This is a genomic window from Prevotella intermedia ATCC 25611 = DSM 20706 (assembly GCF_001953955.1).
Lineage (GTDB): Bacteria > Bacteroidota > Bacteroidia > Bacteroidales > Bacteroidaceae > Prevotella > Prevotella intermedia.
Map to the genome: position 1 here is coordinate 675,296 of NZ_CP019301.1, position 22,580 is coordinate 697,875.

A 22,580-nucleotide genomic window follows, 5' to 3' on the forward strand; every position below is an offset into this window, starting at 1 on the left:
AATCTATTGTACCGATTATTTAAGCGTGTGCAACAGCTTGATATTGACTGCGTTCTGCGCACAACTGCCGACAAGATAGTAGGTTGCAGCCGACATTTGTGGAAGAAGCAGCCGACAAGCGAGTAGGTTTGGTGCGACAGAAAGGGAATGAATATCAGCGAGTTGCGACACATTGGGAGGTCGGTGGCGACGGAAAGGGAAGATGGCTGCGTGGCGGTGGCGTTTTCTCTGCCTTTCAGTGGTTTTGTGGTGCCTGCGTTCTGGCAGGTTCAGCTTCAAACATAGCTGTGCGGCTTGCTTTTGTATTGTATCGTTTTCTTTTAAGTAAGGCGTAACAAGCTGTGTTTGAAGCACTTTTCATATTGCGGCAACAAATAGGGAAGTTGTTTGGAAACAGACTATAAAACAACTGCGACAAAAAAGTAACTTTACTTGTTAATCGAGGCGTAAACGTGGGCGTAAGCCTCTAATTAACAAATATTTTCACTTTTTTGTCGCAGTTTATATATTTATATAGTTAAATCTTTTTGTCTGTCTTTCCGTCTTTTAGGAAAGGTTTTCGGCTTTCTTACCCAGACATTCTGGGCAGATGCCTTTGTAGTAGAGCTGCGCATCGTCTATGCGGAAGCCGTCGATAGATGGGCTTTGCGGTGCGGGGGGCTGCATATCGGGCAAGTCGAACACGTGTCCGCACTCTTTACAGCAGAAGTGTGCGTGCGGTGTGGTGCAGCCATCGTAGCAAACACGATGCTCGTCGATGGTAATCATAAGTGCTCCACCCTTTTCAGAGAACATTCTGAGGGTATTATATATGGTGGTGCGGCTTACCGATGGGATACGCTTTTTCAGTTCTACATATATGTCGTCGATAGTGGGGTGCGTTTTGTGTGTCTGCAAATAGCGCATAATTTCTATGCGTTGCAATGATGGGCGTATGCCACAATCGAGTAGTTTTTGGTAGGCTGGGTCTATATACATACTGGTTTGTATTTAATAATTTGCCTGCAAAAATACATAGAAAAGCCGAAAACGCCAAATAAAAATGGGAAAAAACGTATCTTGCTTACCTAAAAATAGGTAGGCTATAAGGGTTGTAGAGGAGTTTTTTGAAAGGTTTACACCGTTTATTCTTGTTACAGGCAGGGGGCGAAACCTCTTGTTTCGGAATTTTGGAGAGGCAGTATTGCTATGTTTCCGCATAGCCGAGAGTGGGGGAGAATGTCCCTTTCTTCAGCCTTTGGAGCAGCCTTGCCACGGCGTTCCTGTACTTATGGGTTGATGAAGGCAGCGAGGTTGGGCGGTGCGGGAAACGATTCGCAGTTCACGTGCTCCATCTGTTCCCTTCCTTGCGCCGTGATGCTGCATCGTTGGCAGCGGCTGTCGTGCTTGCAGGTTCGGCGTTCCAAGTATCCTTTCCGTTCGAGCGAAGCGATTACTTTCGAGGCATTCGAACGAGTAAGCCCCATCTCGTTGGCTATTTCGCCAGCGAGGAGGCTTTCCTTGTTTGCGAGCATACACAGCAGCATGAGTTCGTTGATGTTCATGCCGAATGTGGTTTCCAATGCTCTTTCAAATTCCACTACTGCGCGAAAGATGTTGTGCATCTTATGTATGCAGTTGTTGTCCATACGTTTTTCGTGTGTTGCCTTACTTCAAAAGAGTTTCTTTTATCATTCGTTCGAGTTCGGCTTTTGGGTGCGCACCTACCGACATGGTTGGCTTGCCTTCCTTTGGTACGAACAGCAGCGATGGTATGGAACGTATGTTGAACAGTGCCGATAGTTCCTGATTCTTGTCTACGTCTACCTTGTACACGTCAATCTTGCCGTCGTACTCCTGTGCAATCTCTTCGAGAATAGGGGCTGTGGCTTTGCATGGGCCGCACCACGTAGCATAGAAGTCGATGATGGCAGGCTTGTCGCCCTTGAAGTTCCATGCGTCGCCTGCGGTTGCGTAGTCCATAACCTTTTCCTTGAACATTGTTTCGTTCATTTCTATTGTCTTCATCTTGTTTCCTTTTTTAGTTTGTGCAGCTTCCTGCTTGTTGTTTTCTGTTTTGTTTTTTGCCGATGTGTTGCAGCTGCTGAGTGTGAATGCCACGGCTGCCACGGCTATGAATATTCTTGTTTTCATTTATCTATCAATGTTTTGGTTTCACTTTTGTTTCTCTTTCCTGTTTTGTCTTCCTTTCTTTCCTTTTGTCTTTGTTACTATTATTAATTGTCATCAGTATGTTTTCTAACTCTCATTTTTATATTTCCGTTGGAAACTAATGCAAAGATAAGGCGTCTGTTTCGTATAAACAAATTTCCAATGGAAATAGTATTATTCTGTAACTATATTTAACTTATGATGACAGAAATTCGTTTAAATACCAGCAGGGAGAAGGTTTTGGAGTCTTATTCTTTACTTAAGGTTTCCAATCGGCAGTCTATTAGTTCCTTATATTGTTGTTTCTGTGCATCGCTGATAAATGAAGCGTCTATACATTCTGTCCATTTGTTTCTGTGTTTGGCAAAGCCTGACAGGATTCTGTTGGTAACAACTTCAGATATACCCGTAGCCAACATAGCTTCACGGAAGTCGTAAACGAGGAGTTTCTTTTGAAATCCATTGAGCACCAATGCCATTTCGTCCGTGTTTTCTGGCATTATTATCTTTGTAGACACTTGGTCGTAGGTTGGCGATAGAACGTATTTTCCTTCGTCAGGGCTATATAAAGAGAAGTTTTTAAGGTGCATGTCGGCATTGCCGATAATCCACGAGAACACAACCTGTTGCCAGTAATTCACCTTATCTAATTGCGATGCATTAGAATATTGGTCAATGATGCGTGTTATCATTTCGTAGCTTCCTTGATATTTCTGTTCCGTGAGTTTACCGGCAAGTTGGCACATATCCTCCATAGGAAGTTTTCTTCCATCGGCGGTTCTGTCTATTCTACGGGTGATGTAGTTCAGTTCCCCGTCTGCAAAGCGAATGAGTACGTGTGGAACGGTCGGTATTTTGGCTATTTCGGCCAAGTGCATGGAAAGGTCTTCTATCTCGGGTAACCGCTCGAATCTTTTGGTTTGAGGTTTCAGTATATATCTTCCCATAACGCCGACAATTGTCAGACGCTGTGGGTTGCCCGCTCCATCGTGTTCAATATCCATGGACAGTTTAGCCTGAACACCTGTTATCGTGGTTCGCTGATTCACCGCTATCTGCGCCAAACCATTAATATCTTTACGGGTATATGGCAACACAGGAGCAACAGAACTGCCGAACATCTTTTTAGCGCAGCGAGCATGGTAGTCCACTTCTCCTGCGTGTAATGGCTTGTAGCAGCACAAACATTTCCTCATCTTGCTTCCTCCTTCCGTTCTATGGGTACGATACTCACGTCGCCGATACAGTCCCGACAGCAAGAGAGAAGCAGTCCCATACGGTCTCTTCTGTTGATTTTCCAATTGCGCTCTGCTATGTTGAGCATCCACCCCTCGGGAATGAGCCCGTCGAAGAAGGAAAACAGCACATTGCTGCGATACTCTTCGGTGCGCAAAGGCAATGTAAGGCTGACAGGAGTTGGGCGGTTGCTTGCCAAATACTCCTGCGTATAAATGAAGCTATAGCCAGTTTCATCTTCCGTGATGATGCCTGCCAGCTTGTCATTGACATATACTTGTCCTTGTCTCATCGTTATTATTTCTTCATTGGTTGTTCTTTGGAAATGGGAATTGCACCTAATTCCATATTAAACAATTCGAGAACTTGGTTCACCTTATCCATTCGCAATGTGGGTTTGCCTTGTTCCATCTCGCGAACAAATCGAAGACCAACTCCCGATTTGAAAGCCAAATCTTCCTGTGTCAGCCGATATTCCTTTCTCAGTTGCTTGATGGTGAGCGATAGTTTATTCTGTTCCATACTTATTACACCCTTTCGGGTACAAATATACGAAATATCTGAGTGTGTCAAAATAAAAAGTCCTCATCGGGTATAATTTTATAATTGTTTAACTAAATTATACCCTAAAGGGGTCAATTCTATGCGTAAAGGCGTGGCTTATTGTATTTCTAACGCACGAGGGGAAGCGGATTTAATTTAGGAATCTAATTCCTTAAAAGGTTCCCATAAATTCTAACGCAGAACTTAAACATAATCTTGATTTTGTAAAGATAGTTCGTAAGAAAAACGAGAATTTCGGTTTGGCATTGCGAAAGCGGCTGTTTTGCGATGCAAAACCTACGCTTTTACCGTGCAAAAGAGTCGCTTTGGGAATGCAAAACAATAGGTTTTGCAATGCGTTGATAGCGAGGTGATTATGCGACAGTTACGCTTGTAAAAAATAATTACACTTCTACGGGTTGTTTTCAGCACGATAGGGTGGAAACGGAGAAGGGAGCTAAGTTGCCTTAACTCCCTTCTTTTTTAATTCCTCTTTATTATGTTTTGTTTATCTTAGTTCAATTTATTTTTAGTCTTAGTATTTGCAACCTTTTTTGTTTCAGTCTTTTTCGATTTAGTCTTCGTACACGAAAGTGAAGTTTTTCTCTGTCGTGAGCGAGTTGCCTACGTAGCAACCTTTGTGTGCAAATTGCTCAACCTTCTTGCGCATCTTCTCGTCGAGGTTGCCCTTTACGTGGAATTCGATGTCGATTCTTTCTATTTTCATCGTTTCAGGGTTCTCCGCAATCTCGCCCACTACGGCGTATGTGCCTGTGAGGTCGATGTGTTCGCGGAATGCACGCATAGCGATGGTGGTCAAGGCACACGCTGCGAGCGACTGCGCCAAGATGTCTGCTGGTGTTGCGTACTCACCCAAACCGCCTGATACTTTGCCTGCGTCGGTTGTAAGGGTCTGTCCTGATGTCTCGTAAGTAGCTTCTACTCTGAAGTTACCTAAGTATTTTACAATTGATTTTTCCATGTTTAATCTTTTTTTATTTTCCATTGGCAAAGATAATACTTTTATTTCATACTGCAAACAAATATACTGTAATTATTACAATTAAACGCTTTTTAAGTTTTTCGTGGAGCAGAAGAATGCTCAATGCCGATGCTCGATGATGTTGAAATATAGATAACCTTTTCCCTTACTTAATATAAAATTATTGTTAAACAATAAATAATTGTCGTTTTTTATTTGGAACTTAAAAATATTCTATCTATATTTGCAACGTGAAAGGAAGGTGTTGTTGCCACATTGCAGTTACACCTATTATATATAGAAAATAAAAAAGAGAGCTATGAACAAGCGACTGAATCTCTATTGCACCATCTTGCTGTGTATTATGTCTGCCGTTATACTCTATTCGTTCTATGCTGTGAGCAAGGATATGGTCAGCGGTTTCACTGCTGGTGTGCGAAGTGCGGACATAGAAGCGAAGATACGGAACGATAAGAACTATGCAAATTCGGAGGAATACAAGAAATTGATGCAGGAAAGGGACGAGAGCGAGGCATGGGCAAGAGCCGCTACTATCTCGTTCAAGGCGGATTTAAACGCCGAACCTGCTACCTTTGTCAATCAGAAAACAGGCAAGCCAGCGAAGGTATGGATACGCACAGCAGACGTGAACTACCAGTCGCCACGCTATTTCATTGCGGTAAAGTCCTTGTGCTACTTCGTTATGGTGGTACTCTTGATAACGGTATTGGTTCTGTCGTTCAAGCTGATAGCCCGCTTCCGCAATTCAGAGAACATCTTCCTGATGCGCAATTTAAAGCTGATACGCATAATGGCGTTCTCCATACTCGCCTATTATATAATATGGTGGGGCATCACCTTGGTTGAAGTGTACTTCATACAGCAATCGTTCAGCCTTGCCGGGCAGACCATAGACATTGCCGGTTCGCTCGACTTCCCTAACGGATTGTTTGAAATCCCCTTCATTTTCATAATCTATGAAATATTCGCCATCGGTGTAAGAATGCGAGAAGAAAACCAATTAACAGTGTAAGGAAAGGAACAAAGATGATAGTAGTAAACCTTGACGTCATGATGGCGAAGCGGAAAATGTCGCTCAACGAACTTTCCGAAAAGGTGAATATCACCCTTGCCAACCTCTCTGTTCTGAAGACGGGGAAAGCCAAAGCCATACGCTTCACCACGCTCAACGCCATCTGCGAGGCATTGAACTGCCAGCCAGGCGACATTCTCGAATACAGCGAAGGCGAGCAGGAATAGCGCAGGAAACAAGAAAGATAAATGTAAAAAAGTAAATAATAGTTTGTAGATTAAATTATGTAGTTAAGCAAATCTGAGGTTGCCGCAGCGAGAGCGGAACACTTCCGCTCTCGTCAAGGCTTATTCCTTTTGCACGACTGCACGCTACGGACGACATTCGACAAACGCTACGAAGCAAACAAAACATAGCAGACGAGAAAGAAAAGACAACAAACAATTTAACAATAAACTAAAATCAAATGAGAATCAGAAACATCTTTATGGCTGCGCTCGTGCTATTTGCCACCAGCGCAACAGCACAGAACGAAATGGCAGATATGCCTAAGGCTCCTGTGGACGAAGCTGTCAAGGTAGGACATCTCGACAACGGACTGACCTACTACATTCGTAAGAACAACTATCCTGAAGGCAAGGTGAACTTCTACATTGCCCACAAGGTTGGTGCAGTTCAGGAACGCGACGACCAAGACGGACTCGCACACTTGTTGGAGCACATGGCTTTCAACGGTTCAAAGAACTTCCCAGACGACTCTGTCGTTAAGTTCATGGACAAGACAGGCGGTGGCTGGAATGCTTACACCACAGCCGACCACACTGTTTACTTCCTTACAGGCATCGCTGCCAACCGTACGGCACAGGTAGACTCTTGTTTGCTCGTGCTGAGCGACTGGTCTCAGGGTCTTACACTCACAGCCGACCAGATTGAAACTGAGCGCGACGTAGTGCACAACGAGTATCGTGGCCACAACGCCATACAACGCTTGCTCCGCGCTGCCAATGCCGACCTGTTCCCTAACAGCATCTACGGCCGCCGCACAGTTATCGGCAGCATGGACGTTATCGACAAGTGCAACCCCGAAACACTGCGTGCTTACTACCGCAAGTGGTACTTCCCAGGCAACCAGGCAATTGTTGTGGTGGGCGACATCGACCCTGCAAAGATAGAAGCAAGCATCAAGCGTTTGTTCAGCGGACTGAAACCAGCGAAGGAAGCTACCAAGGCTACACCTGTAATGGTGGACGACAACGAGAAGACGCTCTATGCTTTCGGCAGTCATCAGGAAGTTTCGCAGGAGCTTTTCCAGCTCTATCGCAAGACAGACTACATCGCTCCAGAAGAGAAAGTGGCTCTCCCATACCTTTATCTCTCGCCAATGTACAGCCTCGTGAACCTCATGTTCAACAACCGCATGCAGAAAATAGCACAGGCTCCCGAATCAAACATCACGTTCGCACAGGCTTCTATGGAAGGCTATGCAGGCCATACGCTCACCCGCGATGCTGAAACCGTCATAGCAGTGCCAAAGCCTGGCAAGGAAAAGGAAGCAATGGCGCAGATTATCCGCGAAATGAACCGCATCGGACAGTTCGGCTTCACCGAGTCTGAATTCAAGCACGCAAAAGAGGCTTACAAGGCTTCGCTCGACAACGTCTACAACAACCGTGCTACCATAACCAACGATGCATACGCACAGAAGCTCATCAAGAACTTCCTCGAAGGCGAACCTTACAGCACCATCGAGCAGACATACGAGATGTATAGCCAGATTCTACCAATGTTGCCACTCGCAAACATCAACGAATTGGCTAAGAGCATCATCAACACAGACGAGAAGAACTTCGCCATCAGCGTAATTCTTCAGGAGAAAGACGGCAAGACAGGCTTCACAAAGGCTGAACTCCCAGCTATTGTTAATGCTGCACGTGCCGAGAAGGTAGAAGCTTACGTAGACAATACGAAGGAAGAACCAATGATGCTGAAGGAGCCTAAGGCAGGCAAGATAGTAAGCGAAAAGCCATTGAAGCAGTTCGGCGCGAAAGAGCTGACACTCTCTAACGGTGCAAAGGTTATCTTGAAGAAGACCGACCTCAAGGCAAACGAAATACTCATGATGGCTACCGCAGCGGGCGGAAAGAGCATCGGCAAGAAAGAAAACCTCGCTATGCGCAGACTCTGGGACGATGCTGCAGGCATACACGGACTCGGAACAAAGGGCATTAACGACCTTGCCAATATGGCACAGACAAAGATGACCGCTGTAGAAGCAGGCATCAGCAACGACCTTCACTACCTCAGCGGTTCTACCGTGAACGAGAATATTGAAACATTGATGCAGATGATAAACCTCAGCTTCACCGATGTGAAGAAGGACGAGGCTTACTACAAGCTCATCATGCAGTACATGAAGGGTCAGTTTGAGAGCAAGGCAACCAAGCCAGAAGTGGTGATGCAGGACTCTGTGGCTTACTACAACCACAACAAGCAGCTCGATGCGCTCTCTCCAGACGTTAAGGATTTTGACAACCTCGACTACGACCGCGCACTCGAACTCTATCGCCAACTCTTCAACAACGCAGGCGAATTTACCTTCACCTTCGTTGGTAGCTTCGACGAAGCAACCATTCGCCCACTCATCGAGAAGTATATCGCTTCGCTTCCATCAAGCAAGAAGAAGGCAGAACTTGTCGATATGCGCAACTATACAAAGGGTAAGGTACAGAAGAGCTTCAGCTTCAAGATGTCGAACCCACAGAGTAAGATTATCGACACCTACCGTTCAGAGAAGGTGCCATACACGCTCGACAACCTGCTCAACTCAAAAGCATTGAGCCAGTACTTGTGGAACAAGATGTTCGAGATTATCCGCGAGAAGGAAAGTGCTGTTTACACACCAATGCCAAGAGTAAGTCTTGAGAACGACCTGACTGGCAGCTACATCACAATCGGTTGCGAACTGGCTACCAACCCAGAGAAGACAGCCATTGCCGAGAAGCTTGCAAAGGAGATTATCTTCGATGCACAGACAAAGGTAACCGACGACGACGTTGCACGTGCGAAGGAAGCAATCTACAAGAACCACACTGACGCTGTGAAACTGAACAGCTACTGGCTCGACGTACTTTCAGATTACGCTACCTACGGCATCGACAAGGCAAACGGCTTCGACGCTGTAATGAAGGCAATGTCGCCTAAGACACTCGGCAACATCGCCAAGACCGTACTGAAATCAGGCAACCACGTTCAGGTAATAATGAACGCAGAGAAGCTCGAGAAGTAAGAAACCAACAACAAAAAGGCAACTCCTCGCCACAGCAAAGCTGTCTTCGAGGAGTCGCCTCGCTTCATAAAAAGAACGATCAAGACAGATTCCGACAGCAAGAAGCCACAAGATGTATGACAGATTTACACAAATCTGCCGTGGCATAGTTTTTGCAGGAATATGTCTAACAGATATTTCCTCGTTACAGCAAAGCTGTTTTCGAGGGCTTTAATAAGTTTGAATTACGTATTTTAATAGTTTTGATTAGATAGTAGTGTACTCCTTACTGTGAAGCAACGGGCGCACGAGCCACCGAAAACTGTGAAGCCTGAAGTGGTCTCTGGGTCGGTTTTCCGTCCACATTTACTTTGTAAGTTCTCTCGTTGGACGGTATCAGCCCCCCGGAAAAAATAGAGAATGCACCGCAAAGCGGAGCATTCTCTTTTTTTGTGCTTGTTTTTATCTAGAAAATCTAGTTTTTCTCTAGAGATTCTAGTTCTCCTAGAAAATCTAGAACCCCCTTAAGCAAACACCCCAAACCCCCTCCAACTTTGTAAAAATAAAATCTTTAAAAAGCGGCAGCTGCACTTTGGCGTTGCGAAAGCGGCTCTTTTGCAGTGTAACAGAGCTGCTTTTACCTTGCAAAGCCTACGCTTTTACCTTGCAAAACAATAGATTTTGGTACGCCAAAACGTACTTCTTGATTATCAATGGGTTACAAACGGCGAGTCAAAACAATATTTGCAAAGATATTTGTAGAATTAAAAAACACTGCAACCCACGCCCCAAAACACCCCAGATGCGCAACAAAAGAATAAAAAAATATTACGAAATACTTGGAATTAAGAAATAAAAGCGTTATTTTTGCGAAAATATCAGACATTAACTAACAATATTAAATCACATTATCATTAACTTATCAAACGCCCACGTCTCCGAAACGGCGTTGCTTCCGAAAGGAGTTTCAACAGGGAGGCACTACTGACAATGAAACCAAACTTACTTAAGAACGTGTATGCAGCCACAGTTGCACTGTTCGTCGCAATGTTTGCACTGCCCACAACGACGAAGGCACAAGTAGCTTACGACCTTGCAATTGCAGGCAGGAAGGTAACCTCTGCCAACTGCAACGACCTCTCCGTAATCGAAGGTGTACGTGGAACAGTGAGCTACGACCCCACTGCCAACGTTCTTACATTGCAGAATGCCGAGATAATTACAGAAGGAAACATCAACGCAATCTATTCGAAAATAGACGGTATGACGCTGAAAGTCATCGGCATCAACAAGCTGAAAGCACATAAAGCAGCCATTACGCTTAGAAATCCGATGACCATTAATGGCGGAGGAACGCTCAAAGTAGAAAGCGAAAAAGACTGTGCCATCTTTGTTTTTTCAACCGACCTCACCATCGAAAACTGTACCGTGGAGGCTGATAGCGAAGCCTATGGCATTGCAGGAGTCGACGGCACGACGGAAAACCTCACCGTCAAGAATGCTGAGGTTGAAGCAGAGGGAAAAGAAGGAGGCTCTATCCGCGACCTGGCAACACTCACGCTGATAGGTTGCAACATCACCAAGCCTGCAGGAGCAGCGTTCGACACTTCATTGCACGGCGTTGTCCTGAACGGAGAGATTGTAAAGACCGAGGTGGAGATTACGAAAGACGCAACCGCCATTGCCACACCGACTGCCCAAACCACGGCAACCGCTGCACAAGGCAACTATACAATCAGCGGTGTCCGCCTGTCTGACGAACTGCAAAACCTGTCAAAGGGCATCTATATCGTGAACGGAAAGAAGGTTGTAAAGCAATAAAATAGGTTCGCAGGTGTACGAAACATCGTATGCCTGCTACCCTTTGTATTGCACATTAAATATTTAACACGATAGTAGTGGCGTGAGTTCTCACACTCCCAACAGCTCCGCAAGAGAGCATAAAGGTCTGATTCTTACGAGCTAATGCTCAATGTTGCAAGCTGGTATCCACTGAAAAAGGTGGTAGCTTCGGTGTGGAAACGTGCTGAATCACGCCCTATGTTCCCCTTACATTACTTTGTCTGGAACCTCAAAATAACTATTTACACACCTCATTTTATCTTGCCACGACTACGAAATATATTTACAGAAAATCGGGTGTTTTTCTTCCGTTTTCCAAAAGCGTAGGTTTTGCGATGCGAAACAGCCGCTTTTACCTTGCAAAACCTACGCTTTTGCAATGCCAAACAATAGGTTTTGGAATGCCAAAGCGTAGTTGTTGATAATCAATGAGTTATAAAAGGTAAAGCAAAATAATGTTTGTAAAGATATTTTGCAATACCAAGAAGTGTTGCAAACCACGCCCCCAACAAAACGATAACGTTTTTATAAAATACTTATTTTTGGGTATTGCGGCGTTTTTATATCTTTGCTACTTTTGCAAAATAAACATTGCAGCTATGCGAATACACAATATTTATATAGTAAGAGCGCAAATAGGCTCGTTCAATCAATCGCACCGTTCGATTACGAAACGGTGCGATTTTTTTATGAACAAAACAGAACTTGGTTCATTATTTAAAGTTTTCATGGGCGTATGCAGAAACTGAAAGACGACATTCGGCAGCGTATCGTTGCCGTGGCGCGCGAGGAATTCATCGCTCACGGCGCACGCAGCACGTCTATCCGCACGGTGGCGCGGCGTGCAGGCATTGCTGCTGGCAACGTGTACAACTACTTCCGCAGCAAGGACGAGCTGTTCTGTGAGGTGCTGCGGCCACTGCTCAACGAGCTGAACCGCTACATTCTGTCGCACAACGAGGAGCGGCACCTCTGCATCGAGGTGTTCGACGCACTCGATTTCCAGAACGAATACATCGGCGCAATGAAGCGAATGGTGAGGCTTTACCGCCCCGAGCTGCGCCTGTTGCTGTTCAATGCCGAAGGCACATCGCTTGCGGGGTACAAGGAGAGAATAGCTGAACACCAACTGAAAGCAGGCACTGAATACCTGCGACTGATGAAAGCGCGCTATCCGCACATCAACATCGACATATCGCCCTTCTTCCTGCACATTGCGAGTTCTATGTGGGTGAACATCTTCTGCGAGCTTGTGGAGCACGAGGAGTACGACGAAAGCGAGGTGAACCGTGCGCTCGAGCAGTATGCCGCTTACAGTATGGCAGGGTGGAGAGAGCTGATGAAACCGTAGAAATAACAACCTTTTAACATATATAGAAGAAGATGATAAGAATACTGAAACGCTTAGGACGTTACATGGGAGGGCGCAAGCCGTTGCTGCCCTGCTCGGTTGTGCTGTCGGCAGTGAACGGACTGCTGTCGCTCGTACCCTTTATTTTCCTGTGGTTGGTGGTGCGCACGCTGCTCACTGCCGACGGAAACCTTGCCGATACGCCCGTATGGGACTATGCCATTGCGGCGTTCGTGGTGTCGGTGGCGAATGTTTTGCTCTATTTCGCCGCCCTCATGCTCTCGCATCTTTCCGCTTTCCGCATCGAAACCAATATGCGGCGCACTGCCATGGAACGGCTGATGCGGGTTCCGTTGGGCTTTTTCGACACGCAGAACACGGGGCGCATGCGCAAGATAATAGACGAAGATTCGAGCCAGACCCACACTTTCGTGGCACACATACTGCCCGATGTGGCAGGCAGCGTGGTGGCTCCGATAGGCATTATAGTGCTTCTGCTTGCCGTAGACTGGCAGTTGGGCATTGCCGCAATGGTACCGATAGTGTGCGCCTTCGGCATCATGGGCTACATGATGAACCCTAAGAACAACGATTTCCAGCGTATGTACCTCGACGCACAGGAGAAAATGAGTGCCGAAGCCGTGGAATACGTGCGCGGAATACCCGTCGTGAAGGTCTTCCAACAGACGGTGTTCTCGTTCAAACGCTTTCACGACAGCATCATCAACTACCGCGACCTCGTCATCAGGTACACCCTTCTGTGGCGCACGCCCATGTCTGCCTACACCATAGCCATCAATGCTTTCGCCTTTCTGCTTGTGCCTACGGGCATCATACTGATAGGGCACGGCGGCGAAACTGCCATCATCGTTTCCGATATGGTGCTGTATGTGCTCATCGCACCCATCATTGCAGCCAACGTAATGAAAGCCATGCACCTCAGTCAGAACCTCTTTCTGGCAAACGAAGCAGTAGACCGATTGGAGAAACTCACCGCCACGCCACCGCTTCCAGAGAGTTCCAAGCCCGAGAAAGCGACAGTCTTCAACGTCAGTCTGCGCAATGTGTCGTTCCGATACGAAGCGGCGGAGCGCGATGCCGTAAGCCACATCGACCTCGACATACCGCAAGGCAAGACCGTTGCGTTGGTTGGAGCGTCTGGAAGCGGCAAGACAACCATCGCAAGGCTCATTCCACGCTTCTGGGACGTGCGCGAAGGCAGTTTGAGAATAGGCGGTGTGGACGTTCGGCACATGGATAAGGCAATGCTGATGCGCAACGTGTCGTTCGTGTTTCAGAATACCCGACTGTTCAAGACCTCCATTTTGGAGAACATACGCTACGGCAATCCCGATGCAACCATCGAGCAGGTGAACCGTGCCGTAGACCTCTCGCAGAGTCGGGAAATCATCAAGCGGCTGCCACAGGGACTGAACACCGTGATAGGAGCGGAGGGAACATACCTCTCTGGCGGCGAACAACAGCGCATAGTGCTTGCCCGTGCCATTCTGAAAGATGCGCCCATCGTGGTGCTCGACGAGGCTACTGCCTTTGCCGACCCCGAAAACGAGCACCTTATCAGGCAGGCATTTGCCCACCTGACTTGCGGAAAAACCGTGCTCATGATAGCCCACCGACTGACCACCGTGCAAGATGCCGACAACATTGTCGTGGTGGACAAGGGCAGAATAGCCGAACAGGGCACGCACCAACAGCTCATGGAGCAAGCCACATTATATTATAAGATGTGGAACGAATACCAAAAGTCGGTGGCATGGAAACTATAAACCTAAACAGAAAGGACACAAGACAATGATAAAATATCTTCAACAACGGTTCGCCCTCACCGAAAAAGGAGCGAAAGACTTGCGGAAAGGCATCGCCTTCTCTACATTGATGAACCTCGCATTGATGCTGCCGCCCACCTATTTGTTCTTCTTCCTCATGGAACACATCGACGCCAAGACCTCCACCGAGCCGCACACGCTGTGGTTCTATGTGCTTGTGGCAGTGCTCTTGGCAGTGTTTATGTTCTTCATAGCCCTCCGACAGTACGACAGCACCTACACCACCGTCTACAACGAGAGTGCGCAACGCCGCATCGGAGTGGCGGAAAAACTGCGCCGACTGCCCCTCGCTTTCTTCGGCGAACGCAACCTTTCCGACCTCACCTCTACCGTGATGGAAGACTGCACGATGCTCGAGCAAACCTTCTCGCACGCTGTTCCCCAGCTGTTTGCGTCGGCTCTGAGCGTCGTCATCATCGGCGTGGGCATGTTCTCCTACAACTGGCACCTGGCTTTAGCCCTCTTTTGGGTTGTTCCGCTCGCCGTAACCGTACTGTTGCTGTCGCGCCGTCAGCTCCACAAAGCCTTCGTTCAGCACTATAAAGTGAAGCGTGGCGTAACCGAACAGATACAGGAAGGGCTGGAATGTATGCAGGAAATAAGGTCGTACAGTGGCGAACAGGCATACTGCCGCAGCTTCGACAAGCGGCTGAAGGGCTACGAACACGAGCTGGTGCGTGGCGAACTCGTGGCAGGAGTCTTCCTCAACCTCGCCGGAATGCTGCTCAAACTCGGCATGCCCACCGTTATATTGGTGGGAGCGTGGCTGTTGCAGCAGGGCGAAGTGTCGGTATTCACCTACTTGGCTTACCTCTTGGCATCGGCAATGGTCTACAATCCCATTATCGAAGTGTGCAACTACCTTGCCCTTCTCTCCTTTCTCGATGTGCGCATCAACCGTATGAAGGAAATAGAAGGTATGCCCACGCAGGAGGGAAGTGCAGCCGTACAACTCGAAAACTACGACATCGAGTTCCGCAACGTAAGTTTTGCCTACGAAACCGAGAAGCAAGTGCTGCACAATGTCTCGTTCACGGCACGCCAAGGCACCGTTACCGCCCTCGTGGGACCGTCGGGTGGGGGCAAAAGTACTACTGCCAAGCTCGCCGCACGCTTTTGGGACATTGCCGAAGGACAAATTCTTGTGGGTGGAAACAACATCTCGAAGATTGACCCCGAAACTCTGCTGAAACATTATTCCATTGTTTTTCAAGACGTATTGCTGTTCAATGCCTCTATTGCCGACAATATCCGAATCGGCAAGCGCAACGCTACCGACGAGGAAGTGCGCCACGTTGCCCGACTGGCGCAGTGCGACGACTTCATCAGTCGAATGCCGCAAGGTTACGATACCGTTATCGGCGAAAACGGCGAAACCCTTTCGGGTGGCGAGCGGCAGCGCATTTCCATTGCCCGCGCCCTGCTGAAGAATGCCCCAATCATACTTCTCGACGAAGCCACCGCAAGCCTTGACGCCGAGAACGAGACGAAAATACAAGCGGGCATCTCCGAACTGGTGCGCAACAAAACCGTCATCATCATCGCCCACCGTATGCGCACCGTCCGCAATGCCGACCACATCGTGGTGCTTAGCGGCGGTACGGTGAGCGAACAGGGCACGCCCGACGAGCTGTTGGCTCGCAACGGCGAGTTCGCACACATGGTTCGTCTGCAACAGGAAAAACGGCAATAATACCTCTACACCAATCGCTCGCAAAGGATTATGGCAAACAGCAACAGCCTATGGCTTACGACGCGTATGGCGACCGTGCAAATTGGACGCGTTTATCCAATAAGTTGGACAGACAAGTCCAATGAGCTGGACAAATTAGTCTAATTAGTTGGACAAATTGATCCAATGACATAAGTATTAAAGGTTTCTGGCGACCGTTCTGAGGTAGTAATAACAACCGGTCAGAAATAGTAATAACAACAAAGATAAAACAACAATGAAAATCGTAAAAATCAACAGTAAATTCAAGCAGTTGGCAGACTGGATACTCTGCCACCGTCTTGTGGTCGGTGCGTTGTTCGCAGTCATCGTCGCCTTCTCGTTTGTGGGAGCGAAGCGCATCGTGATGAAAACTTCGTTCGACGACTATTTCGTGAGCGACGACCCGATGCTGCTCAAGACCAACGAGTTCAAGTCTATCTTCGGCAACGACTACTATGTGGCGGTGCTGGTGAAAAACAAGGACATCTTCTCCCAACGCAGCCTGACGCTCATTCGCGAACTGAGCAACGAACTGAAAGACAGCCTGTCGTATGCCGACAAGGTAACGTCGCTCACCGATATTGAGTTTGCCGTAGGTACGGAGGAGGGTATGACCATCGAACAGATTGTCCCCGACGAGATTCCGTCTGATGCCGCTTCGCTGAATGTAATCCGGCAGAAAGCGTACAGCAAACCGTATTTGGCAAAGAAGATGGTGTCAAACGACGGCACGATGACGTGGATTATGGTGAAACTGCGGCCGTTCCCCGAAGACAGCGTGTGGAAGAAGACGAGCGACATTGCGCCCGATATGATTACGGGCAAAGAAGCGGGACACATCATCGGCAAGGCGAAATACGCCGAACTGTCGCCCAACGCCGCGGGAATGCCCTATCTGGGCTACGAGAAATTCGTTTATCTCAAAAGCGAACTGGGGCGGCTGTTCCTCTTTGCCTTCATCATCTCCATCGTTGTGATGTTCATCGTAACCCGTTCGCTGCGCGGCGTTGTTGCACCACTGCTCACGTCCGTGTTCGGACTGCTCATCAGTTTCGGCATCATCGGCTGGACGGGCATTTACATTGACATGACCACGACAATGATAGCCGTGATACTGACTTTTGCCTGCTCCATCGCCTATAACATTCACCTGTACAATTTCTTCAAGACGCAGTTTGTTGAAACAGGCAAGCGCAGGGAATCAATCAAGGAAGCCGTAGGCGAAACCGGTTGGGGCGTGTTGCTGTCGGGACTTACCACCGTGGCTGCCATGATGACGTTCCTGTCAATGAAGATAGTACCGATGCGAGCCATCGGCATCAACACCTCGCTCTGTCTGCTTGCCGTGCTGCTCACCTGCCTGCTGCTCACACCCATCCTATTGTCGTTCGGCAAGGACCGCGAGCCTGCCGCCGATATGTCGAAGAGTTTTGAAGGATATATCGGCAAACGATTCGAACAGTTCGGCAGTTTCGTGATACGCAACCATCGTTCCATTGTCGTTTCGTCGGTTGTGCTGACTATCTTCTGCGGTATCGGACTCTTCTCCATCGAGCCGGCGTTCGACATCGAAAAGACGATGGGGCGGAAGATTCCCTACGTAAAGAAATTCCTCGACCTCTGCGAAACCGACCTCGGTTCGATTTATTCCTACGATCTTATGATTACCTTGCCGCACGACAACGACGCCAAGAAGCCGGAGAATTTGCAGAAACTCGACCGACTGGCAGAGATTGCGGGTGGCTACAAGCTGACGAAACGCCACAATTCCATCACCGACATCGTGAAAGATATGAACTGTACGCTCAACGGCAACAAGCAGCAGTTCTACCGTATTCCCGACAATGCCGATATGGTGGCGCAGTTGCTGTTGCTCTATGAGAATGCGGGCGGTACGGAATCGGAATACTGGATGGATTACGACTACAAGCGGCTGCGGTTGCAGTTGGAGATGAAAGACTACAACTCCAACGAGGCGGAAAAGGAAATGAACGACTTGCAGGCGGAGGCGCGCAAGCTCTTTCCCGGCGCACACGTCTCGGTGGTAGGCAGCATACCGCAGTTCACCGTGATGCAGCAGTATGTGGAGCGCGGGCAGATGTGGTCGATGCTGTTGTCGGTATTGGTCATAGGCGTTATCCTCGTGCTTGTCTTCGGCAACTGGAAAGTGGGGCTCGTTGGGATGATACCGAATATTGCCCCCGCCATCATCGTGGGCGGTATGATGGGTTGGTTGGGCTATCCGCTCGATATGATGACAGCCTCGCTCATTCCGATGGTCTTGGGTATTGCCGTCGACGACACCATTCATTTCATCAACCACAGCCATGTGGCATATGATAGGTGCGGCAATTATGCAGAAGCCATCAACCGAACTTTCCGCACCGAAGGACTCGCCATCGTCATGTCCACAGTCGTCATCTCGGCCACGTTTACGGGCTTCGTCTTCTCCGACGGCACACAGATGCGCAATTGGGGCATTCTGGCTGTGGCCGGTATGATGTCGGCACTGCTGGCAGACCTCTTTCTCGCGCCAATTCTTTTCAAGTATCTCCGTGTATTCGGGAATGATAAGCGGACTTCCTCGGAAGCGGTAAATGAACTTCCCAAGGAACGACAAACGAACTTCCTTAGTAATAACAAAACACCATAAAATATAACGATATGAAAACAAAACATTTCACATTGCTGCTCATCTCCATACTGGCGGTGTGCGGCGCGCAGGCAGCAGGGCTGTCGGGCAGAGACATCATGCAGAAAGTAAGAAACCGCGCAGACGGCGACACACGTTATGCCACCATCGAAATGACGCTCATTCAGAAGAGCGGGCATAAGCGTGTGAGGAAACTCGAATCGTGGGCAATGGACATAGGCAATGATACGAAGAAAATCATGTTCTTCACCTATCCCGGCGACGTGAAGGGTACGGGATTCCTCACTTGGGACTACGACAATACCGCCAAGACGGACGATAAGTGGCTCTATCTTCCGGCAATGAAAAAGACGAGGCGCATCAGCGGGAAATCGTCGAAAACCGATTACTTCATGGGCAGCGACTTTACCTACAACGATATGAGCGCCCGCAGCGTGGACGAAGAGAAGCATACGCTTCTGCGCGAAGAAATGTTGGGCGGTCAAAAATGTTGGGTGGTAGAGTCGGTACCCAACGACAAGGATGAGATTTACACACGCCGCGTCACCTGGGTTCGGCAGGACTGCCTGATGGCGGTAAAGGCGGAATACTACGATAAGCTGAACAAGCTGCACCGTAGGCTCACGATTTCCAACATAAATAAAGTGCAGGGCTTCTGGACGATGCACCTTATGCAGATGGAGAATGTACAGACGGGACACAAAACCATTATCCGTATGGACAATCAGAAGTTCAACATAAAGCTATCGCCTAACCTTTTCACTGTTTCCCAACTGGAGAAAGGACTCTGATATGAAACTATTTATGCTCTTGCTTGTGCCGATACTCTCGGTGCAGGCAGCGGCCCAAATCGATAATACATTGCCGGCCGATAGCGACACCATCGGTTCGGAATGCACTCCACAGGAAACGGTCGAAGCATCGGACGATAATGCCTTGCAGGTGCAGGTGAAAGGTTTTCTTGACACCTACCATGCCGTCAGGACGGAGGGACGTGCCGACTGGATGGCTTCGCGAACTCGGGCGCGGGGAGAACTCAAACTCGAGAAAGGGGCGGCTTCGCTCTTCCTATCTCTGAACGCCACCTACAACGGAATATTGAAAGAACGCACAGGACTGGAATTGCGCGAGGCTTATCTCTCTTATGCAAAGGGCAACTTCGACCTGCGCGTGGGGCGGCAGATTGTCGTATGGGGCGTGGCGGATGCACTGCGCGTTACCGATTGCGTGTCGCCGTTTGACTATACAGAGTTTCTCGCACAAGACTACGACGACATTCGCATGCCCGTCAACGGGCTGCGTGCAAAATACACAAGAGGTTCGGTCACCCTTGAAGCCGTGTGCAATCCTGTGGCAGACTTCTTCGTGTTGCCGACAGACGAGCGCAATCCGTGGGCGATACGCCTGCCGTCTGCACCACAGCCTTACACCACCGACTTGGAAAGCGGCAAGCCGGAGAAGAAAATCAAGAATATGGAGTTTGGCGGACGGGCAAGCGTCAATCTCAGCGGAATAGACTTCTCCGTGAGTGCCTTGCGGACGTGGAACAAGTTGCCCGCCCTTTGCCCTGCCCTGTCGGGCGATGGAAGGACGCTCCACATCAACGGACAGTACCGCCGTATGACGATGTTGGGTGCCGACTGCTCATTGCCCGTCGGTCAGTTTGTCCTCCGCGCCGAAGTCGCCGAGTACATAGGCGAGGCACAAGGAAGCGGCTTGGGGCAGAATGCCATGCGGCGCAACACCCTCAACGCCCTTGCAGGGGTAGACTGGTATCCGGGTAACGACTGGAACATCAGTGTGCAGTATTGCCATAAATACACATCGGGCAATCTCGCAGCGCTCTCCGTCTATCGCAATGCCGGACTTGCCACAGCAAGACTCTCGAAGGAACTGCTGCACAACACGCTGAAACTCTCCACCTTTGCCTACATCGACGTGGCAAGCGGCGGCATCTTCAACCGCCTTTCCGCCTCCTATTCTCTCAACGACGATATAGAACTCACCGCCGGCTACGACTATTTCCATGCCAACAAAGGCAAGTTTGCCATGTATGGTAAGAACTCCGAAGCGTGGGTGAAGATGAAGTATAGTTTCTGATTCCATTTTAATACATGAAATGATTATACTCAAAATAAAAATAACTTGTGAAAGTGCGTAAAGAAGAAAAATAGAATGTAGTCATAGGGTAGTAATGCTTGTCTTTCTCTAACTACATTCTAATTTTCTTTCTATCACAATTTTATATCTTTTGTAGTTATGTCGTAGATTGATATCGATGAAAAAGAAAAGTGTATCAATTGATACTGCCATTGCAGTGTAGGTATATCTGCTCCCTCACAGGTACAGGGCGTTGCAGTTCTCGACAGATGTATTTCCTGAACAAGTGTACTTCCGTGCTGTCCAATTGATAAGATAAAGCGATGATGATTGAAAGCGGATAAAGTGGGGCATAACCTTTTAACAGCCTATTTACGAATACTTCCAACTCCCCTGTATCCCTTTCATCGGGACGTAGGGAAGATACTTTTAGTAGTTGCTGCAGACGATAGTTGAGTTTCTTCCATGTTACACCGAAGAAGTCAACGAGCTCACTCTCGGTCATGGCTATATCACCTTTGCCTTTACGAATGATTTGCATCTTGTCGCCCCACTCGAAATAGCTGCGCTCTCTTTTTGTTTGATGGTGATTGACATTCATACGGCTTCCTCCCTTATTTCTTCTTTTTGATGTTTCCTAATCAATCTGTCCATATCCTCCGAAATCTTATTATCGGTAACCTGTGCGTAGATTTGAGTACTGGATATAGAGGCGTGCCCCATCATCTTGGCAATGCTTTCGATAGGTATCCCTGCACTTAAACTCATCGTGCCGAATGTGTGCCTCGCCATGTGGTAGGACAACCGTTCTCTGATGCCACACGCCTTACCCACGATGCTCAGCTTTGCACTCATCACGCTACGGCTACAAGCACAGTGAAAAATAAAGTCGTCGCCTTTTCCTTTCACTGTCTGCATTTCTTTCATGCTCAGTTGTTCTTTCTTGCATTGATTGATGATGGCCTCCGCTATCGGGTGCAGGGGCACAATAAACTCCACCTTTGTCTTCTGCCTTTCTTTACGGATATATTTCTGTCCGTCGGCTGCCGTTTGAATGTGTCCAAATTGCAAATGTTCCATATCAGCAATAGCCAAGCCCGTAAAGCAGGCAAAGATAAACATCCGTCTTGCTTGTTCTGCTTCCTTATCAATTACTCTCAATGCCATGAGTTTGGCAACATCGCTCTTTTGCAGAAAGCGTATCTTCTGTTTCACTTTCTCATACTTGGCATTCTCAAAAGGATTACAGCGAATGAGCCTTTGACTGACCGCACGATACATCAGCCTACTCAGCCAACAAAGATAGCGATTCATGGTTGCTGTTGCCAAGCCTCGTTTTTTCAGATAGAAACGGTATTCTTCAAACAAGTCTTCCGGTATAGTGGCTATGACTATATCCGTCATTCCCTTATCCTTTACAAACTCCGTAAGTAACTTATCTGAATAGAGAAGATTCTGATAGGTTCCCTCAGCTCTTGATTTGCCCACGCACTCTTTAACGGATTGCAGTTCTGCCTTGCTCATGGCAAGAAGTGTTGTCGGCATGGTGGCTATCCCCTGCAAACGGTTCTTGAGCAGTTCCACGCTTACCACTCCGTCCTTTATCAATATCTCCTGATAGGTCTTTTCTACAAGTTCTTTGAACTCGTCGATTCTTTGATTGGTTTTCTTGTCGGTTGTCAGTCCTTTCCTGCTGTTCCACTCGGAGGATTTGCATTCCTCGCCTGTGGTAATGGCGGTACTCTTTCCGTCTATGGTGATACGGCAGAGAATGGTGGTCTTGCCGTCTGCCTTTGTCTTCTGTCTGTTGATATAGAATAGTGTCTTGAATGTACTTCTCATTGTCTTGTTGTTTTAATTTCT

Annotated in this window: 20 protein-coding genes; 10 read left to right on the forward strand and 10 right to left on the reverse strand. The window is 48.0% G+C overall.

What is annotated here, in order from left to right:
• Window positions 1-15: 15 nt before the first annotated feature.
• The 8 genes from BWX39_RS12220 to BWX39_RS11640 form a co-directional block, all read right to left on the reverse strand.
• Window positions 16-354: a hypothetical protein gene (locus tag BWX39_RS12220; RefSeq protein ID WP_028905868.1), complete on the reverse strand. Its 339-nt coding sequence runs from the start codon at window positions 352-354 to the stop codon at window positions 16-18.
• 192 nt (window positions 355-546) lie between these two features.
• Window positions 547-978, reverse strand: coding sequence for a Fur family transcriptional regulator (locus tag BWX39_RS11605; protein WP_036860690.1), 432 nt, complete (start codon window positions 976-978; stop codon window positions 547-549).
• A gap of 290 nt (window positions 979-1,268) precedes the next feature.
• The gene (locus BWX39_RS11610) at window positions 1,269-1,628 is read right to left on the reverse strand and encodes a MarR family winged helix-turn-helix transcriptional regulator (protein ID WP_014708726.1); all 360 of its coding nucleotides are present in this window, start codon (window positions 1,626-1,628) and stop codon (window positions 1,269-1,271) included.
• A 19-nt stretch (window positions 1,629-1,647) separates the two neighbouring features.
• Window positions 1,648-2,133: a thioredoxin gene (gene trxA / locus BWX39_RS11615; protein WP_028905870.1), complete on the reverse strand. Its 486-nt coding sequence runs from the start codon at window positions 2,131-2,133 to the stop codon at window positions 1,648-1,650.
• A gap of 266 nt (window positions 2,134-2,399) precedes the next feature.
• On the reverse strand, window positions 2,400-3,347 hold the full coding sequence (locus tag BWX39_RS11620) for a HipA domain-containing protein (protein WP_028905871.1): 948 nt from the start codon (window positions 3,345-3,347) through the stop codon (window positions 2,400-2,402).
• Window positions 3,344-3,679, reverse strand: a complete 336-nt coding sequence (locus BWX39_RS11625; RefSeq protein ID WP_028905872.1) for a HipA N-terminal domain-containing protein — start codon at window positions 3,677-3,679, stop codon at window positions 3,344-3,346. Before BWX39_RS11625 ends, BWX39_RS11620 begins: the two co-directional genes overlap by 4 nt.
• A gap of 5 nt (window positions 3,680-3,684) precedes the next feature.
• Window positions 3,685-3,909: a helix-turn-helix transcriptional regulator gene (locus tag BWX39_RS11630; protein ID WP_028905873.1), complete on the reverse strand. Its 225-nt coding sequence runs from the start codon at window positions 3,907-3,909 to the stop codon at window positions 3,685-3,687.
• Window positions 3,910-4,504: 595 nt separating this feature from the next.
• Entirely contained in the window at window positions 4,505-4,912 is a 408-nt protein-coding gene (locus tag BWX39_RS11640) for an OsmC family protein (RefSeq protein WP_028905874.1), read from the reverse strand.
• A gap of 319 nt (window positions 4,913-5,231) precedes the next feature.
• Here BWX39_RS11640 and BWX39_RS11645 point away from each other — a divergent pair, with 319 nt between their 5' ends.
• The 10 genes from BWX39_RS11645 (at window position 5,232) to BWX39_RS11700 (ending at window position 20,717) form a co-directional block, all read left to right on the forward strand.
• The gene (locus BWX39_RS11645) at window positions 5,232-5,945 is read left to right on the forward strand and encodes a DUF2975 domain-containing protein (RefSeq protein ID WP_028905875.1); all 714 of its coding nucleotides are present in this window, start codon (window positions 5,232-5,234) and stop codon (window positions 5,943-5,945) included.
• Between the two features lie 14 nt (window positions 5,946-5,959).
• The gene (locus tag BWX39_RS11650) at window positions 5,960-6,172 is read left to right on the forward strand and encodes a helix-turn-helix domain-containing protein (protein ID WP_028905876.1); all 213 of its coding nucleotides are present in this window, start codon (window positions 5,960-5,962) and stop codon (window positions 6,170-6,172) included.
• Window positions 6,173-6,411: 239 nt separating this feature from the next.
• A complete protein-coding gene (locus BWX39_RS11655; RefSeq protein ID WP_028905877.1) occupies window positions 6,412-9,231 on the forward strand; it encodes a M16 family metallopeptidase in 2,820 nt (939 codons plus the stop codon).
• Between the two features lie 969 nt (window positions 9,232-10,200).
• The gene (locus tag BWX39_RS11665) at window positions 10,201-11,031 is read left to right on the forward strand and encodes a peptidase (protein ID WP_028905878.1); all 831 of its coding nucleotides are present in this window, start codon (window positions 10,201-10,203) and stop codon (window positions 11,029-11,031) included.
• 757 nt (window positions 11,032-11,788) lie between these two features.
• Window positions 11,789-12,403 (forward strand): TetR/AcrR family transcriptional regulator, encoded by a 615-nt coding sequence (locus BWX39_RS11675; protein WP_028910947.1) that lies wholly within the window; start codon window positions 11,789-11,791, stop codon window positions 12,401-12,403.
• A 32-nt stretch (window positions 12,404-12,435) separates the two neighbouring features.
• Window positions 12,436-14,190: an ABC transporter ATP-binding protein gene (locus BWX39_RS11680; protein WP_028905992.1), complete on the forward strand. Its 1,755-nt coding sequence runs from the start codon at window positions 12,436-12,438 to the stop codon at window positions 14,188-14,190.
• A 25-nt stretch (window positions 14,191-14,215) separates the two neighbouring features.
• A complete protein-coding gene (locus BWX39_RS11685) occupies window positions 14,216-15,943 on the forward strand; it encodes an ABC transporter ATP-binding protein (protein ID WP_028905993.1) in 1,728 nt (575 codons plus the stop codon).
• A 256-nt stretch (window positions 15,944-16,199) separates the two neighbouring features.
• On the forward strand, window positions 16,200-18,617 hold the full coding sequence (locus tag BWX39_RS11690; protein WP_028905994.1) for an efflux RND transporter permease subunit: 2,418 nt from the start codon (window positions 16,200-16,202) through the stop codon (window positions 18,615-18,617).
• Between the two features lie 11 nt (window positions 18,618-18,628).
• Window positions 18,629-19,408 (forward strand): outer membrane lipoprotein-sorting protein, encoded by a 780-nt coding sequence (locus BWX39_RS11695; RefSeq protein ID WP_004367589.1) that lies wholly within the window; start codon window positions 18,629-18,631, stop codon window positions 19,406-19,408.
• 1 nt (window position 19,409) lies between these two features.
• Window positions 19,410-20,717 (forward strand): DUF1302 family protein, encoded by a 1,308-nt coding sequence (locus BWX39_RS11700; RefSeq protein ID WP_028905995.1) that lies wholly within the window; start codon window positions 19,410-19,412, stop codon window positions 20,715-20,717.
• Between the two features lie 196 nt (window positions 20,718-20,913).
• Here the strand turns inward: BWX39_RS11700 and BWX39_RS11705 are convergent, their stop codons facing one another.
• Together BWX39_RS11705 and BWX39_RS11710 are read right to left on the reverse strand one after the other, a co-directional pair.
• A complete protein-coding gene (locus BWX39_RS11705; protein WP_028905996.1) occupies window positions 20,914-21,318 on the reverse strand; it encodes a hypothetical protein in 405 nt (134 codons plus the stop codon).
• Window positions 21,315-22,559, reverse strand: coding sequence for a site-specific integrase (locus BWX39_RS11710; protein WP_028905997.1), 1,245 nt, complete (start codon window positions 22,557-22,559; stop codon window positions 21,315-21,317). The genes BWX39_RS11705 and BWX39_RS11710 overlap by 4 nt, the downstream gene beginning before the upstream one ends.
• Between the last annotated feature and the right edge of the window lie 21 nt (window positions 22,560-22,580).

Coding starts and splice junctions, on each gene's coding strand:
- BWX39_RS11605 (WP_036860690.1), bottom strand. CDS start 978: ATGTATATAGACCCAGCCTACCAAAAACTACTCGATTGTGGCATACGC.
- BWX39_RS11610 (WP_014708726.1), bottom strand. CDS start 1,628: ATGGACAACAACTGCATACATAAGATGCACAACATCTTTCGCGCAGTA.
- trxA (WP_028905870.1), bottom strand. CDS start 2,133: ATGAAAACAAGAATATTCATAGCCGTGGCAGCCGTGGCATTCACACTC.
- BWX39_RS11620 (WP_028905871.1), bottom strand. CDS start 3,347: ATGAGGAAATGTTTGTGCTGCTACAAGCCATTACACGCAGGAGAAGTG.
- BWX39_RS11625 (WP_028905872.1), bottom strand. CDS start 3,679: ATGAGACAAGGACAAGTATATGTCAATGACAAGCTGGCAGGCATCATC.
- BWX39_RS11630 (WP_028905873.1), bottom strand. CDS start 3,909: ATGGAACAGAATAAACTATCGCTCACCATCAAGCAACTGAGAAAGGAA.
- BWX39_RS11640 (WP_028905874.1), bottom strand. CDS start 4,912: ATGGAAAAATCAATTGTAAAATACTTAGGTAACTTCAGAGTAGAAGCT.
- BWX39_RS11645 (WP_028905875.1), top strand. CDS start 5,232: ATGAACAAGCGACTGAATCTCTATTGCACCATCTTGCTGTGTATTATG.
- BWX39_RS11650 (WP_028905876.1), top strand. CDS start 5,960: ATGATAGTAGTAAACCTTGACGTCATGATGGCGAAGCGGAAAATGTCG.
- BWX39_RS11655 (WP_028905877.1), top strand. CDS start 6,412: ATGAGAATCAGAAACATCTTTATGGCTGCGCTCGTGCTATTTGCCACC.
- BWX39_RS11665 (WP_028905878.1), top strand. CDS start 10,201: ATGAAACCAAACTTACTTAAGAACGTGTATGCAGCCACAGTTGCACTG.
- BWX39_RS11675 (WP_028910947.1), top strand. CDS start 11,789: ATGCAGAAACTGAAAGACGACATTCGGCAGCGTATCGTTGCCGTGGCG.
- BWX39_RS11680 (WP_028905992.1), top strand. CDS start 12,436: ATGATAAGAATACTGAAACGCTTAGGACGTTACATGGGAGGGCGCAAG.
- BWX39_RS11685 (WP_028905993.1), top strand. CDS start 14,216: ATGATAAAATATCTTCAACAACGGTTCGCCCTCACCGAAAAAGGAGCG.
- BWX39_RS11690 (WP_028905994.1), top strand. CDS start 16,200: ATGAAAATCGTAAAAATCAACAGTAAATTCAAGCAGTTGGCAGACTGG.
- BWX39_RS11695 (WP_004367589.1), top strand. CDS start 18,629: ATGAAAACAAAACATTTCACATTGCTGCTCATCTCCATACTGGCGGTG.
- BWX39_RS11700 (WP_028905995.1), top strand. CDS start 19,410: ATGAAACTATTTATGCTCTTGCTTGTGCCGATACTCTCGGTGCAGGCA.
- BWX39_RS11705 (WP_028905996.1), bottom strand. CDS start 21,318: ATGAATGTCAATCACCATCAAACAAAAAGAGAGCGCAGCTATTTCGAG.
- BWX39_RS11710 (WP_028905997.1), bottom strand. CDS start 22,559: ATGAGAAGTACATTCAAGACACTATTCTATATCAACAGACAGAAGACA.